Raw genomic sequence first — 16110 nt, 5'->3', positions numbered from 1 at the left:
TCACTCCCGCCTGATCCGGGTTAGCCTCGGATCATGACCAGCGAAAACGTGCTCGGGGAGTTCCTCAGGGCGCGCCGTGCCCAGGTCAGCCCGGACGAGCTGGGGATGCCCGGCGGCAGCGGGCGACGCGTCGCGGGCCTGCGCCGGGAAGAGGTCGCGCTGCTGGCGGGCGTCAGCACCGACTACTACGTGCGGCTGGAGCAGGGCCGGGAACGGCACCCGTCGGCGCAGGTGCTCGACGCGCTGGCCCGGGCGCTGGTGCTCGACGGCGACGCCGCCGCGCACCTGCACCGGCTGGCCCGCCCGGCCGCGCCGGCCCGCCGCCGGGCCCGGCGGCGGGAGCAGGTCAGCCCGAACCTGGCGCGCCTGCTGGCGGGCTCGCCGGACACCCCCGCGGTGGTGCTCGGCCGGTGCCTGACCGTGCTGGCGCACAACCCGCTGGGCGAGGCCCTGTTCGACGGTCACACCCACAGCGGCGACCTGGTCCGGCTGGTGTTCCTCGACCCGGACGCCCGCGAGTTCTACCCGGAGTGGGACCAGGTCGCGCTCAGCACCGTCGGCAGCCTCCGGCTGGCCGCCGGCCTCGACCCCGACGACCCGCGGCTGGTCGAGACCGTCGGCGAGCTGTCGGTCAAGAGCGAGGCGTTCCGCAAGCTGTGGGCGCGCCACGTCATCCGGCAGAAGACCCACGGGACCAAGCGGTTCCACCACCGGCTGGTCGGCGACCTGACGCTGAGCTACGAAGCTCTGACGGTGAACAGCGCGCCCGGGCAGCAGCTGGTCGTCTACCAGGCGGAGCCGGGCAGCCCGTCGGCCGCGGCGCTGTCCCTGCTGGGCAGCCTGACCGCCGCCGAAACCGCGGACACACCGGAAAACGTCCGCCACTGAGTGAAATCCACCCTGGACAGCCTGTTTCGTGCTGCCCGAAAACTTTTCCACGGAAAGGAAAGCTTCATGAAGATCGTCCTCATCACGGGTGCCAGCAGCGGCATCGGCCACGCCACCGCCGTGCGGCTGGCCGCCGAAGGCCACCACGTCGTGCTCGGCGCCCGGCGGAAGGACCGCCTCGACACGCTCGCCGCGCAGATCCGGGCGGCGGGCGGCCTCGCCGACGTGCACAGCCTGGACGTCACCGACCGCGCCGACGTCGCCGCGTTCGCCGACGCGGCGGTGCGGGACCACGGCCGGATCGACGTGTTCGTCGCCAACGCCGGCGTGATGCCGTTGTCCCGCTTGGATTCCCTGCACGTCGAGGAGTGGGACCGGATGCTCGAGGTCAACGTCCGCGGCCTGCTCAACGGGATCGCCGCGACCCTGCCGCACTTCAAGCGGCAAGGCGGCGGCCACTTCGTGACGATCGCCTCGACGGGCGCGTACGAGGTGGTGCCGACAGCGGCGGTCTACTGCGCCACGAAGTACGCGGCCAAGGCGATCACCGAAGGCCTGCGCCTGGAGTCGGACCCGAGCCTGCGCGTCACGACGATCTCGCCGGGCGTCGTGGAGTCCGAGCTGGCCGACACGATCACCGACCCGGGTGCGAAGGAGGCGATGGTCGCCTACCGCGCGAACGCCATGCCGCCGGACGCCATCGCCGGCGCGATCTCCTACGCCATCGGGCAGCCGGACGGCGTCGACGTCAACGAGCTCGTGGTCCGGCCGACGGCCCAGCGTTAGGGCGGGGGCGGTGATCGAACCCCTGCCGCCCCCCGAGGCAGAGCGGAGGCAGGGGTCGGCGTGCTCACCGCCGGGTGGTCGGCACCAGCACCATCGTGAAGCCGCCGTCGCGGGCGCGTTCCCAGGTCGTCAGCGAGCCGTTGGGGACCGCCGTGGTGGCGGCCGCGCGCATGAGGTCGGGCTCCGGCACTCCCTCCAGCAGGTACCGGAGGGCGAACACCGTCATCTCGTGCGCGCTCAGCAGGACCCGCGCGCCCGGCCGCTCCGCGCTCAGCTCCGCGAGCAGGGCGCGCACCCGCAGCACGACGTCCGCCCAGGACTCGCCGCCCGGGGGCCGGTAGTAGAACCGGCCGAGCCGCCGCTTGCGCCGGGCCTCGTCCGGCCACCGCTCCCGGACGCCGCGCGAGGTCAGCAGGTCCAGGACGCCGAGCTCGCGGTCGCGCAGCCGCTCGTCGGGCACGATCGCCACCCCGGCCGGCGCCGCCAGGCGAGCGGTGTCCCACGCGCGGCGGTAGGTCGAGGTGACCACGACGTCCGGCGGGTGCCCGGCGAGGAGCTCCCCCGCCGCCGCGGCCTGCTCCCGTCCCAGCGCGGTCAGCGGCACGTCGGCGTCACGCTCGGCGATGTCGATCACGTCCGCGCCCGCCGCTTCGGCGGTCTCGCGGGCCACGTTCCCCGTGCTCTCGCCGTGGCGCAGCACGCCCACCCACTCCAGGTCGACCTCCACGCGCGGCTGGTACCCCCGGGGACCCACCGGCGAAACCCGGGATCGTTGGGCGTGCCAACGACGTCCGGCTAGGGTCGGTCCATGTCGCGGAGTCTCGACGCCCAGGACCGGCTGCAGCTGCTGGAGACGATCATCGGCGCCCCCGCCGGCCACCTCGGCCTGACCGAGCTGCTCACCGCGACCCTCGACCGCGTCCGCGACGTCCTCAAGGTCGACACCGCGACCGTGCTCCGGTACCAGGCGGGCGGGCAGCAGCTCGTGGCGATCGCGGCCGCGGGCATCGAGGAAGAGGTCCACCAGGGCGTGCGCGTGGCGGTCGGCACCGGGTTCGCCGGGCGGGTGGCCCAAGACGGCGTCCCCGTCGCCCTCGACAAGGTGGACGAGACCACCGTCGTCAACTCGCTGCTGTGGGAACGCGGCCTGCACGCCATGCTCGGCGTGCCGATGACCACCAGCACCGAGCTGGTCGGCGTGCTCCACATCGGCTCGGTCGCGCCGCGGCGCTTCACCGAGGCCGAGGTCGCCACCCTGCAGCTGCTCGCCGACCGCCTCGCCATGGCGATCCAGGTGGAAGCGCTGGAGGAGAACCGCACCGCCACCATGGCGTTGCAGCGCAGCCTGCTGCCGGACCGGCTGCCGGAGGTGTCCGGCCTCGGCTTCGCCGCCCGGTACGTGCCCGGCGCGGAGGCCGGCCTCGGCGGCGACTGGTACGACCTGTTCCCGCTGCCGGGCGACCGGGTCGGCGTCGTGATGGGCGACGTCTCCGGGCACGGTCTCGAGGCGGCCGTGATCATGGGCCGGCTGCGCAGCGCCCTGCGCGCCTACGCCCTCGACTGCGACGACCCGGCCGAGACGCTCGGCAAGCTCGACCGCAAGGCCAACCACTTCGAACACGGCGCGATGGCCACCGTCGCCTACGGGATCATCGATCCGAGGCGGGAGTCGATGACGCTGTCGCTGGCCGGGCACCTGCCGCCGGTGCTGGCGTTGCCGGGCGGACCGGGCGAGCTCGTGACGGCGCCCGCCGACCCGCCGATCGGCCTGACCATCGGGCACCCCGACCGGCGCACCACCGTCGTCCCGCTGCCGCCGGGCGGGGTGCTCGTGCTCTACACCGACGGTCTCGTCGAACGCCGGGACCGGGCGGTGGACACCGGCATGACCGAGCTCGCGGCCACCGTGCGGGCCGGAGAGCCCGAGCGCGTCTGCGCCCGGGTGATGGCCACGATGATCGGCTCCCGGCCGGCGCAGGACGACGTCGCCCTGCTCGTGGTCCACCGCCACGCCACCGACGGGACCGACGTCGTCGACGACTGAGCCGGCTCAGGACTCCGCGAGCGCCGCCTCCCGGGTCGGGAACAGCGACAGGCTGTCTTCAAGGCCGGTGAGCTGGATCGGCCGCAGGGTCGCGCGGCCGGTCGCGACGATCCGCACGGTGGTGCCCGAGGCGGAGTTGCGGTGGATCATCAGCAACGCGGTCAGCCCCGGCGAGGCCAGGAACTCGACCTTGCTCAGGTCCACCACGAGCAGTCTCGGTGCCGCGGCGAGTGCTTCGTCGGCGGCTTGGACCAACGCGGGCGCCGTGGTGGTGTCCACGTCCCCGGCGACCTCGAGCACCACCGCGCCGTCCTGCTCCATTCGGGCGATCCTGAACGCCCCGAATGGCACAGCGGCCGGAGAGCCCTCAGTGTGGGTGTTCTCGGTCATCGTGTCTCTCCCGCCTTCGGCGCCGCCGCCGGGACGTCCGGCGGGCGCGCTTGATCACGAAGGCTGTCTGCTCAACCGGGACCAATCATGCCCGTCGTCCGGCACTTCCGCCGTGTCAGTACCCCGGTGGGTTTGCGGCGTGCCCGCGAACAGGCAGGATGTGACCATGGCCGAAACGGACGCGGACACCGCGGGCACCGTCGTCCTGGAGCACCGCGACGGCGCGGCGGTGCTCCGTGTGAGCGGCGCCCTGGACCTCGCACTCGCGCCGAAGCTGCGGCAGTTCGCCGACCGCGCCTCCCGGCAGGGACCGGAGGTGCTGGTCATCGACCTGACCGGCGTCACCTTCCTGGCTTCGGCGGGGATGGCCGAGCTCGTGCGGGCGCACCGCGGCGACTCCGGGGCCGCCCCGCTGCGGGTGGTCGCGAACGACCGGATCACCCTGCGGCCGCTGGAGCTGACCCGGCTGACCGACGAGCTCGCGATCTACCCGTCGCTGACCGACGCGCTGAGTCCCTGATGCCGCCGCCGTCCCGGTTCGACGCCGTACTCGACGCCGTGCGCCGGGCCTTCGTCGACGGGGCGGGCGAACCGGTCGGCACCGAGCTGCGGCCGCTGGCCCCGGCCGAGAGCCGCGCGCTGCTGGACGGCGGCGTCACCGCGGCCGTGACCGAGCCCGCGGTCCTGGCGGGCCTGCTGCCGGGCCGGGCGGTCACCGCCGCGGTCGCGGTCACCGGCGGCCACGACGGCGGCACCCTGGTCTACACCGCCGCCGACGTCGGGGGCCTGCCCCAGGCCGTCGCCGACGCGGTCCGGACCGCCACCGCGGACCTCGCGGACACCGTGCTGCGGCTGCAGGGCGACGCGGCGGTGATCGACGCGCTGCACTCGGTCGGCCGGCAGCTGACCGCCCAGCTGGACCTCGGCCGGATCGTGCAGGACGCGACCGACGCCGCCACCAAGGCGACCGGCGCGGACTTCGGCGCGTTCTTCTACAACCTGATCAACGACGTCGGCGAGTCCTACACGCTCTACACGCTCTCGGGGGTGCCGCGGGAGGCGTTCGCGAAGTTCCCGATGCCGCGCAACACCGCGGTGTTCGGCCCGACCTTCGACGGCACCGGTACCGTCCGCAGCCCCGACATCACCGCGGACGCGCGGTTCGGGAAGAACGCGCCCTACCACGGAATGCCCGAAGGGCACCTGCCCGTGCGCAGCTACCTGGCGGTGTCGGCGATCAGCCCGACCACCGGGGAGGTGCTCGGCGGGTTCTTCTTCGGCCACCCCGGCTCCGCCCGGTTCACCGAGCGGCACGAGTACCTCGCCGAAGGCATCGCCGGCTACGCGGCCATCGCACTGGACAACGCCCGGCTCTACGAACGCGAGCGCACCCTCGTCACCGAGCTGTCCCGCAGCATGCTGCCGGTCACCCCGGACATCCCCGGCCTCGACGTGCTCACCCGCTACCTGCCCGCGGCCACCGGGACGAAGATCGGCGGCGACTGGTTCGACGTGATCCGGCTCCCGTCCGGCGCGACCGCGTTCGTCATCGGCGACGTCGTCGGCCACGGCGTCACCGCCGCGACCGTGATGGGCCAGGTCCGGACGGCGATCCGGTGCTACGCCCAGCTGGAGCTGGCGCCGTCGGCGGTACTGCGCAACGTCTCCGAGCTGACCGCCGGGCTGTTCGGCGGGAGCTTCGTCACCTGCTTCTACGCGGTCCACCACCCCGACGGCACGCTGACCTTCGCGAACGCCGGGCACCTGCCGGCGATCCTGCTCCGGCCCGGCGCCCCGGCCGAGCAGATCGGCGAGGCGCTGGCGCAGCCGCTGGGCGTCGGCTCGGCGTTCCCCGAGCGCACCACCACCTTCCCGCGGGGCGCCGAGCTGGTGCTCTACACCGACGGGCTGGTCGAGAGCCGCACCCGCGACCTCGCCCTGGGCATCGAATGGCTGCTGGCGGGTATCCCGGCGCTGCTGGCCGCGCCCGACCTCGACGCGGCGTGGGACGCCCTCGTCGAGGAGCTCACGCACGGGCGCCACGACGACGACATCGCGCTGATCCACGTGCGTCACCGCGGAGAGGACCGCCCATGACGGACCCCGCCACCCCGGGCGCGCCCCCCTCCCCGACCTTGTTCCACCGCCGCACGGTCGCGCTCGCCGAGCGCCTGCCGGAACTGCGCGAAGCCCTCGCCGAATGGGTGCGCGCCCTCGGTATCGGCGCCGAACGCGTGGAGGACGTCGTCCTCGCCGGTTACGAAGCGATGGCCAACTCGGCCGAACACGCCTACCGCGACCAGGAAGCCGGGTACGTCGACGTCCGGGCCGAGGCGCTGGCGGAGCGGCTGATCGTCACCGTCACCGACTACGGCAACTGGCGCGCGCCGGTGCCCACCAACGGGTTGCGGGGCCGCGGGCTGCTGCTCATCGACAGCCTCACCGACCAGTGCGCCCAGGTCCACCGCGACGACGGCACCACGATCACGATGACCTGGCTGGAGGACGCGGGCGCGGCGGGCTGAGCCCGGCGCGGACCAGCGTGGCCCGCGGGGCCCGGGTAGGCTTTCCCGGAGCCCAGATCCGGGAGAGAGATGACCGCCGCTGACGAGTCCGGCCCCGGTGCCGTCATCCCCGGGACCAGCCGGATGGCGACGCGGATGCGGGAGTTCGACTGGGCGTCCTCGCCGCTGGGCCCGCCGCAGGACTGGCCGCCGAGCCTGACGACAGCGGTACGGATCTGCCTGACCTCCCGCTTCCCGATGATCGTCTGGTGGGGCCCGGACCTGCGGTTCCTCTACAACGACGCCTACCTGCCGCTGCTCGGCACCAAGCACCCGGCGCTCGACAAGCCGGGTGAGCGGGTCTGGTCGGAGATCTGGCACATCATCGGGCCGATGCTGGCCGGGGTGATGGCGACCGGCGAGGCGACCTGGTCCGAGGACATGCTGCTGCCGATCAACCGGCACGGCTACTGGGAAGAGACGTACTGGACGTACTCCTACAGCCCGCTGCACGACGACAACGGGTCGGTGCAAGCGGTGTTCACCGCCTGCACCGACAGCACCGAGCGCGTGATCGGCGAGCGCCGGCTCGCCGCGCTGCGCGAGCTGGGCGCGCGGGCCGGGATCGCCCGCACCGTCACCGAAGCCTGCGAGCTGGTGACCGACGTGCTGGGCCGCGCCGGGGCCGACGTCCCGTACGCCGCGATCCACGTCCGCCGCCCGGGCACCGGCGACCTCACGCTCGCCGCCGTCACCCCCGGCGGTTCCGGGGACGCGGCCGGCTGGCCGCTGGCGGAAGTGCTCGCCGACGGCGTCCCGCGGACCGTGTCCGGCCTGACCGGGAAGTTCGGCGAACTGCCCTCGGGCGGCTGGTCCGCCCCGCCCGCCGAAGCCCTGGTCCTGCCGCTGCCCGGGGACGCGGGCCGCCCGGCCACCGGGGTGATCGTGGTCGCGGCGAGCGCCGGGCACGCCGTCGACGAGTCGTACCGGACGTTCCTCGGGCTGGTCGCCCAGCAGACCGCGGCCCTGGTCAACGGCGCGGTCGCCTACCAGGTCCAGCAGCGGCGCGCCGAGGAGCTGGCCGCGCTGGACGTCGCGAAGACGACGTTCTTCTCCAACATCAGCCACGAGTTCCGCACCCCGCTCACGCTGATCCTGGGGCCGGCGGCCGAGCTGCGGGAGGCGCTCGCCGACGCCGGCGCGGACGTGCGCGAAGAGGTCGACACCATCCACCGCAACGCCCTGCGTCTCGGGCGGCTGGTGACCGCCCTGCTCGACTTCTCCCGGATCGAGGCGGGCCGGATGCAGGCGCGCTTCGAGCCGGTCGACCTCGCGGAGTTCACCGCGGAGCTGGCGAGTGTGTTCCGCGCCGCCGTCGAGCGGGCCGGGCTGGCGTTCGAAGTGGACTGCCCGCCGCTCGGCGAGCCGGTGCACGTGGACCGCGGGATGTGGGAGAAGGTCGTCCTCAACCTGCTGTCCAACGCGGTCAAGTACACCTTCGACGGCACGATCCGGGTGCGGACCGGCCGGGACGGCGAGCACGCCGTGGTCACCGTGACCGACACGGGCATCGGCATCGCCGCCGGCGAGCTGCCCCGGCTGTTCGAGCGGTTCCACCGCATCCCGTCCGCGCGGGCGCGCTCCACCGAAGGCAGCGGGATCGGGCTGGCGCTGGTGCGCGAGCTGGTCGGCATGCACGGCGGCGACATCACCGCGGACAGCGCGCCCGGCGCCGGCACGACGTTCCGGATCCGGCTGCCGCTGGGCACCGGGCACCTGCCCGCCGAGCAGGTCGCGGCCGGGCCCACGCCGGGCGGGATCGCCGCGGAGGCCGTCGAGCCGTTCGCGGCCGAAACCCTGCGCTGGCTGCCGGGACCGGGCGACGACCCGGCGGCCGAGGTCGTCCCGTCCGGGCTCACCGGAGCGCGCGTGCTGGTCGCCGACGACAACACCGACATGCGCGACTACCTCACCCGGCTGCTGCGCGACGAGTACGCCGTGACGTCGGTGCGCGACGGCGCCGAGGCCCTCGCGGCCGCGTCCGCCGACCCGCCGGACCTGATCATCAGCGACGTCATGATGCCCCGGCTGGACGGCCTGGCGCTGCTGGCCGGACTGCGCGGCGACCCGCGCGCGGCCGCCGTCCCGGTGCTGCTGCTCTCGGCGCGGGCCGGGCACGAGGCCGCGGTCGACGGGCTGGCCGCCGGCGCCGACGACTACCTCGTGAAGCCGTTCTCCGCACGGGAACTGCTCGCCCGGGTGCGCACCACGATCCGGCTGGCCCGGCTGCGGACGCAGCACACGCGGTGGCGCGCGGCGATGATCGACTCGCTGCAGGAAGGCTTCTTCGTCGGCGACGCCGACGGGCGGATCGTGGAGATCAACAGCGCGTTCACCGAGCTGCTGGGCTACGGCGCGGACGGCCTGCCCTACACCCAGCCGTTCCCCTGGCTGCCCGCCGCGGACACGGATCCCGAGGGACACCGGCAGGTCCTCGACGCCCTCGCCCGGACCAAGGCCCAGCCCGCCGGCAGCTTCGTGCTGCCGATGCGGCACCGCGACGGCCACCGGGTGTGGGCCGCGACCGCCTACAACGAGCTGAAGGACGACGAAGGCCGCCGCCGGCTCGTCGGCACGATCCGCGACGTCACCGCCGAGCGCTACGCCGTCCAGCGGGAAAGCGCGCTCGCGGCGATGAACCAGCGCCTCGCCGGTGAAAGCGGCGTCCCGGACGTGCTCCGCGCCGCCGTGGACCTGCTGCGCGACCTGTGGCAGGCCGACCGTGTGCTCGCCGTCACCTGGCCGCGCGCCGGCGAGCCGGAGCTGGTCTCCACCGACCCCGGCGACCGGCGGTGGACCGGCCTCGCCGCGCCGGTGCGCGCGACGCTCGACCGGATCCGCTCGCTGCCCGCGTTGCACGCGGAGCCGGCCGGCCCGGCCGTCGGCACCACCCTCGATCACCCGGACGGGCAGCTGACGCTCTGGGTGGAACCCGCGGCCGGGCGGCCGCTGGGCACCGAGGACCAGACGCTGCTGGCGCTGCTCGCCGGCACCCTCGCGCACGCCCTGCGCCGCGCGCACCGCGACGACCGCCAGCGCGAGGTCGCCCTCGCCCTGCAACGCTCGATCCTCGGTCCCGCCCGGCTTCCCGACGGGTTCGCGGTGCGCTACGAGCCGGCGAACCCGCCCCTGGAAGTCGGCGGCGACTGGTACGACGTGATCACCCTCGACGGCGACCGCATCGGCATCGTCGTCGGCGACTGCGTCGGCCGGGGCCTGGCCGCGGCGGCCGTGATGGGCCAGCTGCGCAGCGCCTGCCGCGCGTTGCTGCTCGAAGCCAACAGCCCGTCGCACACCCTGACCGCGCTGGACCGCTTCGCCCGCCAGGTGCCGGACGCCTTGTGCACCACCGTTTTCTGCGGCGTCCTCGACCCCGCCACCGGCAGCCTCACCTACAGCAGCGCCGGGCACCCGCCCGCGACGCTGATCCACCCGGACGGCACGGCCGAGTCCCTCGACGCGGGCGGCAGCGTCCCGCTCGCGGTCCGCGTCCCCGGCACCCGGCCGGAAGCGACGGCGGTCGTCCCCGTCGGCTCGCTGCTGATGCTCTACACCGACGGGCTCGTCGAACGCCGCCGCGAGTCGCTGGACGACGGCATCGACCGCGCGACCGGCGTCGCCCACCGCGCGCACGACGCCGAGCTCGCTGACCTGGCGAGCACGCTGATGACCTCGCTGCGGCCGGCCGGCGGTTACGAGGACGACGTCGCGCTGCTGCTCTACCGCCGGACGGTGCCGCCGCTGACGATGGAGTTCGCGGCGCACCCGGACAGCCTCGCCTCGACCCGGCACTGGCTACGGGCCTGGCTGGCCGACGCGGAGCTCGACCCGGACCTCGCCCAGGACGTCCTGGTCGCGGCGGGCGAGGCCTGCGCGAACGCCGTCGAACACGCCTACGTGTCCGGCGGCGGCGCGAACGCGCACCTGTCCGCGAGCCTCACCGGCGCGCGGCTGGTCGTGACGATCACCGACCGCGGCCGCTGGAAACAGCCGCCGCCGGACAACCACGTGCTGCGCGGGCGCGGCGTGCCGATGATGGAAGCGCTGGCCGACGCGGTCACCGTCCGGCGCGCCTCTGAGGGCACCACCGTCACCCTGGAATGGAGAATCGGTACGTGACGACCGCACTCACCCTGGTCCCCGGTCCGGACGGGGAAGGAGACCGGACCCTGACCGCGACCGGCGAGATCGACATGAGCAACGCCGCGGCGTTCGGCTCGGCGCTGGACCGCGAACTGGCCGAGGGCGGCGATGTCACCGTGGACCTCACCGGGGTGACCTACCTCGACAGCGCCGGCGTCGCGGTGCTGTTCGACCGGGCGCAATCCCACGACCTGCGGCTGGTGGCCCCGCGCCTGCTCGGGCGGGTGCTGCAGGTGTCGGGGCTCACCCGCGTCGCGGAGGTCACGATCCGCTGAGCCGCCGGGATTGGGATCCGGCCCCGTTGGGTACGCGAGGGGCAGCGACGGCTGGAGGGTGGGTTGCGCTGCCGGCGGTCGCTAGGTGGCTTCTGGCAGCCAACCCACGGTGTTCAGCAGCGAGCCCGGGCCGGTGCCACCGCCGTACCGGGCCCAGTGTTGCGGAGGACGCGACGGGCGCGGGTAGGGTTTCGCCGTTCCGTTGATGCAGCAGCGGTTCGAGACCTGACCGCAGCGGCCCGGACGGAGTTGAGCAGTGACCGGTGCGCCGATTCCCGCCGAGGACCTCGACGAGCTGACCGCCGCCATGGCGGACCTCACGGGGGCTTTGGAGACCGAATCCGCCGAAGAGATACTTCAGGCCGTCTGCGCGGAGGCCATCCGGGCCATCCCGGGCGCCGACATGGCCAGCATCACCGCGATCCGTGACGGCGAGCCGACGACCGCGGCCGCCACCGACGACCGCGCCGTCGACATCGACCACGTCCAGTACGCGGCGGGCGAGGGCCCGTGCCTGCAGGCGGCCTCGTCCGGCGAGATCGTCCGGGTGCCGCTCGCCACGGCCGGGCGGGTCTGGCCGGAGTTCACCGAGTACGCCGGGGGCGTCGGCGTCGGCAGCTACCTCGCCGCGCCGCTGCGGGTCGACGAGCACCTCGGCGGCGCGCTCAACCTCTTCGGCTTCGGCGACCACGGGTTCGCCGAGACCGACTCCCAGCTGCTGAAGCTCTACACCACGATCGTCACGTTCGGGCTGCGCACCACGCGGCGCTACCACCAGGCCCGGCAGCGGGCCACCGAGCTCGAGGCCGCGATGAGATCGCGGGCGGTGATCGAGCAGGCCAAGGGCATCCTGATGGCCGTGCACCGGATCTCCGCCGACGAAGCCATGAAACGCCTCATCACGGAGTCCCAGCGCACGAACGTCAAGCTGCGGGACATCGCGACCCGGTTCGTCGCCGAACTGTCCGACGGCGGCACTCCGGGCTGACGCCGCGGCGTCCGGTCAGGCGCTGCGGCGGACCGGGAACGGCCAGGTCAGCGTCATGACCGTGCCGTCGTCGGTCGAGCGCAGGTCGAGCCCGTCCACCAGCGCCTGGATCAGGCGCAGCCCGCGGCCGCGGCCGGCCCGCTCCTCGAGGGCCTGCCAGCTGCCCCGGTCGGCGATCGTGACGATCAGGACCCGGTCGTCGATCCGCGCCCGGACCTCGATCTCGCCGGGCCGGCCCCCGTAGGCGTGGTCCAGCACGTTGGCCATCGCCTCCCAGCAAGCGAGGACGATCTCGTCGGCCTGCCGGCCCACCTCCTCGCCGGCCCGTCGCCGCAGCCACGACATGAGATGGCGGCGCAGACCCGGCAACGTGCGCGGCGAAATCGTGCCGCGGTAGTTCCATCCGTCCGATCCGTGCTCTTCCACATTCACCTCCTCGGGGGGACTGTGGGTTTCCTACCCACCCGTCCGGGTTCTCAATCAACGGTTCACACCGCCCGGGCGGCCGTTCGGCCCTGGCGCGCCGCGAACGGGCGTGATCCGATGTGCGGATGACTCGGTCGACGTCGTCCGTGGTGCTGTGCGCGGTGCTGGCCGCCGCCACCCTCCTGCCTGCTCAAGTGGCCACCGCGGCGCCCGATCCGGGGCCGGGCGCCGTCTCGCACTTCGGCCTGGCCCGCAAGGACTGCCTGGGCACCGCGCGGAACACCACCAGCAAGGCGTGGTTCACCGTCGCGAACGGCGTGCTCTCCGACGTCTACGCGCCGGTGATCGACAACACGAACGTCGAGACGCTGCAGTTCGCCGTCACCGACGGCCGCAGCTTCACCGACCTGCAGGCGCGCGACATGACCTACACGGTCCGGACCAGCGCGGGCGGGATGGCCTGCGAGGTGACGTCGACCCCGCGCAGCGGGAAGTACCGGCTGGTCACCGAGTACCTGGCCGATCCCGCGCGCACCGGCGTGCTGATCCGCACCCGCCTCGAGCCGCTGCGCGACTCCGGCCGGGACCTGAAGGTCTACGTGCGGTTCGACGCGAGCATCAACGGCAACGGCGGTGGCGGCCCGGCCAACGGCGGCGGGGACACCGCCACGGTCGACGCGGCGACGAGCGCCCTGGTCAGCGCGGACACGAACACCGTCTCCAGCGCCCCCGCCCGCGACTACGGCACGCCGCTGGCCGCCGCGCTGCGCGCCGACCGCCGGTTCCTGAGCACCGGCAGTGCTTTCGCCGGCACCGCCGGTGACGGACTGGCCCAGCTGGACCGCGCGCACCGGCTCACCGATCCGACGTCGACGGCGGTGAACGGCAACGTGGTGCAGACCGCGCAGCTGGACCTGACCCCGCGCCGACCGGCCGTGCTGGCGCTGGGCTTCGGCACGGACGCGCGGGCCGCCGTCGCGACGGCCGGGGCGAGCCTGCGCACGCCGTTCGACCAGAGCTACCGCGACTACGCGCGTGGCTGGCAGAACTACGACAATGGGCTGACCCCGTTGCGCGGCAAGGATTCCGAAGACACCACTGCCTACTACCAGTCGGCCAACGTCCTGAAAGCCAGTGAGGACAAGACTTTCCCGGGCGCGGTGGTGGCGTCGCTCGGCAGTCCCTGGGGCCAGGCGGTGTCGGCGGGCGACGCGCCCGGCGGCAAACCGGTCTACTTCGGCTCCTACCGCGAGATCTTCGCCCGCGACCTCTACGAAAGCTTCTCCGGCCTGCTCGCGGCCGGCGATCGCGACACGGCGCGGGCGAGCGTGCGGTGGCTGTTCTCCCGCCAGCAGCAACCGGACGGCCGGTTCCCGCGCAACTCCCTGCTCAACGGCAGGAAAGCGCCGGACTCCGGCGGTGACCAGCTCGACGAAAGCGCGTACCCGATCCTGATGGCCCTGCAGGCCGGGCTGGACCGCGACCGGACGCTCTACACCGATCACATCCGCGGGGCCGCCGACTTCGTCGTCGCGCACGGGCCGTCGTTCGGCTCGGAGCGCTGGGAGGAACAGGGCGGCTACTCCCCCTCGACGATCGCCGCGGAGATCGCCGGGCTGGTCGCGGCGGGTGTGATCGCCGACCACAACGGCGACCCGGCGCGCGCCCGCGTCTACCGGGCGACCGCCGACCACTTCCAGCGCAGCATCAAGGGCTGGACCGTGACGTCCACCGGCCCGTACGGCGGCCGGTACTTCCTGCGGCTGACGAAGAACGGCGACCCGAACTCGGAGTACTTCTACAACCTGGGCAACGGTTCGGTGGACGCCGACCAGCGCGCGGTCGTCGACGCCGGGTTCCTCGAGCTGACCCGCCTCGGCGTGCTCCCGGCGAACGACCCCGACGTCACGGCGTCGCTCGGCGTGGTCGACCGCGTGATCAAGCGGGACACCCCGGCCGGTCCGGGCTGGTACCGCTACGGCACGTCGGCGCCGGGCAGCGAGGACGGCTACGGCGACTGCTACGAGCCCGACCCGACGAACTGCGCCCCGACCGGCACCCCGTGGCCGACGACCAACACCGGGTCCGGGCACCTCTGGCCGGTGCTCGCCGGTGAACGCGGCGAGCAGGCCGTGCAGACCGGCGACCGGGCCGGCGCGGCCGCGTTGCTGCGCGCGATGCGGGCCCAGACCGGCGGGACCGGCCTGATCCCCGAGCAGATCTGGGAGAACCCGGCGGTGCCGGCGTCGCCGTACGGCACGGATCCGCGCACCGCCTCGATCGGGTTCACACCCGGGCAGTCGGTCGGCTCGGTCGCGCCGCTGAGCTGGGCGCAGTCCCAGTCGGTGCGCCTGGCCCGCGCGGTGGCGGACGGCAAGCTGCCCGAGCAGCCGGCGGACGTCCGCGCCCGCTACGTCACGCACGCACCACCGGCGGCTCTGGCGGTCACCCTGGACGCGCCGGCCTCGGTATCGACGTCGACCGCCGCGGTGACCGGTACGGCGCCGGCGGGCAGCCGGGTCGACCTGGCCGTCTCGGCCACCGACGCCGGCACGACCACGGTGCTGTCCGTACGGGCCTCCGCGGCGGGAACGTACTCCGCGACGGTGCCGACCCCGCTGGGCGCGAACGTCGTCACCGCGACAGCCACGGGTGCCGGTACGGGCTACGCGCTGCGGACGATCAGCTCGGACTTCGTCACGGGCACCGTCCTGCTGGACAAGACCGACCCGGACGGCGACGACAACGGCCCGGGCGCGTTCACCTACCCGACCGCGACGGACTTCCACGCGGGCGCGTTCGACCTCCAGCGCTTCCAGGTCATCGACTCGGGCACCACCCTGGTGTTCCGCGCCCAGGTCCGCGACCTCTCGCCGACGTTCGGCTCGCCCTTGGGCGCCCAGCTGCTGACGATCTACGCCCACGACCCGGCCGCGACGACGACCTCGACCGCGGCACCGTTCCCCAGCCGGGCGTACACGATCGCGCCGGCCGACGCGTGGAGCCGTCGCATCGAGGTCCAGGGCTTCGCCGACCCGGCACTCGTCGACGCCTCGGGCGCCACGCTGGCGACACCGTCGGTCCAGGCCTCGCAGGCGACGAGGTACATCACGGTCAGCGTGGCCAAGCCGGCTTTCGGCAGCCCGGCCGCGGGCTGGACGTTCGCGGTGGTCCTCACCGGCCAGGACGGCAACTCCGCCGACCAGGCGAGGCCCTTCACCCCGACAGCGGGGCAGTACACCTTCGGCCTCTGCGCGGCGGGCGGAACGGCCCCGGTGTGCGGCGCCGACCCGGCCACGGCCCCGAAGGCCCTGGACGTCTTGACTCCGGCAGGAGTCGACCAGGCGGCCGAGCTGGACCCGACCCGCGGGCCGGTCACGGTGCGCGGCGTGCCCGTGGGCTGATCCCCGCCGGCTGACACGGCCGGCTCCGCGCCCGGAGCCGGCCGCGACCGGCCGCAACCGGCGCAGTCGCGCGCGAGGTGACCTCCGTCAAGACGTTCAAGATCACCCAGGGTTGCTTTTCTGCGGGCAACCCCACTTCGGAGCTAACCCGGACGGGTCGTGGGCATCTTTCCCAGTGAGCGCGGAGTTCGGTGAACGACTC

At 73.9% G+C, this 16110-nt stretch carries 13 protein-coding genes; 10 read left to right on the top strand and 3 right to left on the bottom strand.

Annotated features, from left to right (window positions below):
* Positions 1-33: 33 nt before the first annotated feature.
* Complete coding sequence (locus OG494_RS05625; protein WP_328452612.1) at positions 34-888, top strand: helix-turn-helix transcriptional regulator; 855 nt, start codon at positions 34-36, stop codon at positions 886-888.
* Positions 889-954: 66 nt separating this feature from the next.
* Positions 955-1674: an SDR family oxidoreductase gene (locus OG494_RS05620; protein ID WP_328452610.1), complete on the top strand. Its 720-nt coding sequence runs from the start codon at positions 955-957 to the stop codon at positions 1672-1674.
* A gap of 64 nt (positions 1675-1738) precedes the next feature.
* Here OG494_RS05620 and OG494_RS05615 read toward each other — a convergent pair whose 3' ends face one another.
* Positions 1739-2401, bottom strand: a complete 663-nt coding sequence (locus OG494_RS05615; RefSeq protein WP_328452608.1) for a histidine phosphatase family protein — start codon at positions 2399-2401, stop codon at positions 1739-1741.
* A gap of 81 nt (positions 2402-2482) precedes the next feature.
* Here OG494_RS05615 and OG494_RS05610 point away from each other — a divergent pair, with 81 nt between their 5' ends.
* Positions 2483-3718: a PP2C family protein-serine/threonine phosphatase gene (locus OG494_RS05610; RefSeq protein ID WP_328452606.1), complete on the top strand. Its 1236-nt coding sequence runs from the start codon at positions 2483-2485 to the stop codon at positions 3716-3718.
* Between the two features lie 6 nt (positions 3719-3724).
* Here the strand turns inward: OG494_RS05610 and OG494_RS05605 are convergent, their stop codons facing one another.
* Positions 3725-4039, bottom strand: coding sequence for an STAS domain-containing protein (locus OG494_RS05605; protein ID WP_328452604.1), 315 nt, complete (start codon positions 4037-4039; stop codon positions 3725-3727).
* 235 nt (positions 4040-4274) lie between these two features.
* Between OG494_RS05605 and OG494_RS05600 the strand changes: the two genes are divergently transcribed.
* From OG494_RS05600 to OG494_RS05575, 6 genes are all read left to right on the top strand, one after another.
* On the top strand, positions 4275-4628 hold the full coding sequence (locus tag OG494_RS05600) for an STAS domain-containing protein (protein WP_328452603.1): 354 nt from the start codon (positions 4275-4277) through the stop codon (positions 4626-4628).
* On the top strand, positions 4628-6205 hold the full coding sequence (locus OG494_RS05595; protein WP_328452602.1) for a PP2C family protein-serine/threonine phosphatase: 1578 nt from the start codon (positions 4628-4630) through the stop codon (positions 6203-6205). Before OG494_RS05600 ends, OG494_RS05595 begins: the two co-directional genes overlap by 1 nt.
* Positions 6202-6633 (top strand): ATP-binding protein, encoded by a 432-nt coding sequence (locus OG494_RS05590; RefSeq protein ID WP_328452600.1) that lies wholly within the window; start codon positions 6202-6204, stop codon positions 6631-6633. The genes OG494_RS05595 and OG494_RS05590 overlap by 4 nt, the downstream gene beginning before the upstream one ends.
* 69 nt (positions 6634-6702) lie before the next feature.
* A complete protein-coding gene (locus tag OG494_RS05585; protein WP_328452598.1) occupies positions 6703-10791 on the top strand; it encodes a SpoIIE family protein phosphatase in 4089 nt (1362 codons plus the stop codon).
* Positions 10788-11090: an STAS domain-containing protein gene (locus tag OG494_RS05580; protein WP_328452596.1), complete on the top strand. Its 303-nt coding sequence runs from the start codon at positions 10788-10790 to the stop codon at positions 11088-11090. The genes OG494_RS05585 and OG494_RS05580 overlap by 4 nt, the downstream gene beginning before the upstream one ends.
* A 256-nt stretch (positions 11091-11346) precedes the next feature.
* Entirely contained in the window at positions 11347-12078 is a 732-nt protein-coding gene (locus OG494_RS05575) for a GAF and ANTAR domain-containing protein (protein ID WP_328452594.1), read from the top strand.
* A gap of 15 nt (positions 12079-12093) precedes the next feature.
* Here OG494_RS05575 and OG494_RS05570 read toward each other — a convergent pair whose 3' ends face one another.
* The gene (locus tag OG494_RS05570) at positions 12094-12504 is read right to left on the bottom strand and encodes an ATP-binding protein (RefSeq protein ID WP_328452592.1); all 411 of its coding nucleotides are present in this window, start codon (positions 12502-12504) and stop codon (positions 12094-12096) included.
* A gap of 125 nt (positions 12505-12629) precedes the next feature.
* Between OG494_RS05570 and OG494_RS05565 the strand changes: the two genes are divergently transcribed.
* Positions 12630-15908, top strand: a complete 3279-nt coding sequence (locus OG494_RS05565) for a glucodextranase DOMON-like domain-containing protein (RefSeq protein WP_328452590.1) — start codon at positions 12630-12632, stop codon at positions 15906-15908.
* The last annotated feature ends 202 nt before the right edge of the window (positions 15909-16110 follow it).

It is taken from the genome of Amycolatopsis sp. NBC_00438 (genome assembly GCF_036026695.1).
Lineage (GTDB): Bacteria > Actinomycetota > Actinomycetes > Mycobacteriales > Pseudonocardiaceae > Amycolatopsis.
This window is presented reverse-complemented; position numbering and strand designations above follow the sequence as displayed.

Coding starts and splice junctions, on each gene's coding strand:
- OG494_RS05595 (WP_328452602.1), top strand. CDS start 4,628: ATGCCGCCGCCGTCCCGGTTCGACGCCGTACTCGACGCCGTGCGCCGG.
- OG494_RS05620 (WP_328452610.1), top strand. CDS start 955: ATGAAGATCGTCCTCATCACGGGTGCCAGCAGCGGCATCGGCCACGCC.
- OG494_RS05590 (WP_328452600.1), top strand. CDS start 6,202: ATGACGGACCCCGCCACCCCGGGCGCGCCCCCCTCCCCGACCTTGTTC.
- OG494_RS05610 (WP_328452606.1), top strand. CDS start 2,483: ATGTCGCGGAGTCTCGACGCCCAGGACCGGCTGCAGCTGCTGGAGACG.
- OG494_RS05605 (WP_328452604.1), bottom strand. CDS start 4,039: ATGGAGCAGGACGGCGCGGTGGTGCTCGAGGTCGCCGGGGACGTGGAC.
- OG494_RS05625 (WP_328452612.1), top strand. CDS start 34: ATGACCAGCGAAAACGTGCTCGGGGAGTTCCTCAGGGCGCGCCGTGCC.
- OG494_RS05600 (WP_328452603.1), top strand. CDS start 4,275: ATGGCCGAAACGGACGCGGACACCGCGGGCACCGTCGTCCTGGAGCAC.
- OG494_RS05585 (WP_328452598.1), top strand. CDS start 6,703: ATGACCGCCGCTGACGAGTCCGGCCCCGGTGCCGTCATCCCCGGGACC.
- OG494_RS05565 (WP_328452590.1), top strand. CDS start 12,630: ATGACTCGGTCGACGTCGTCCGTGGTGCTGTGCGCGGTGCTGGCCGCC.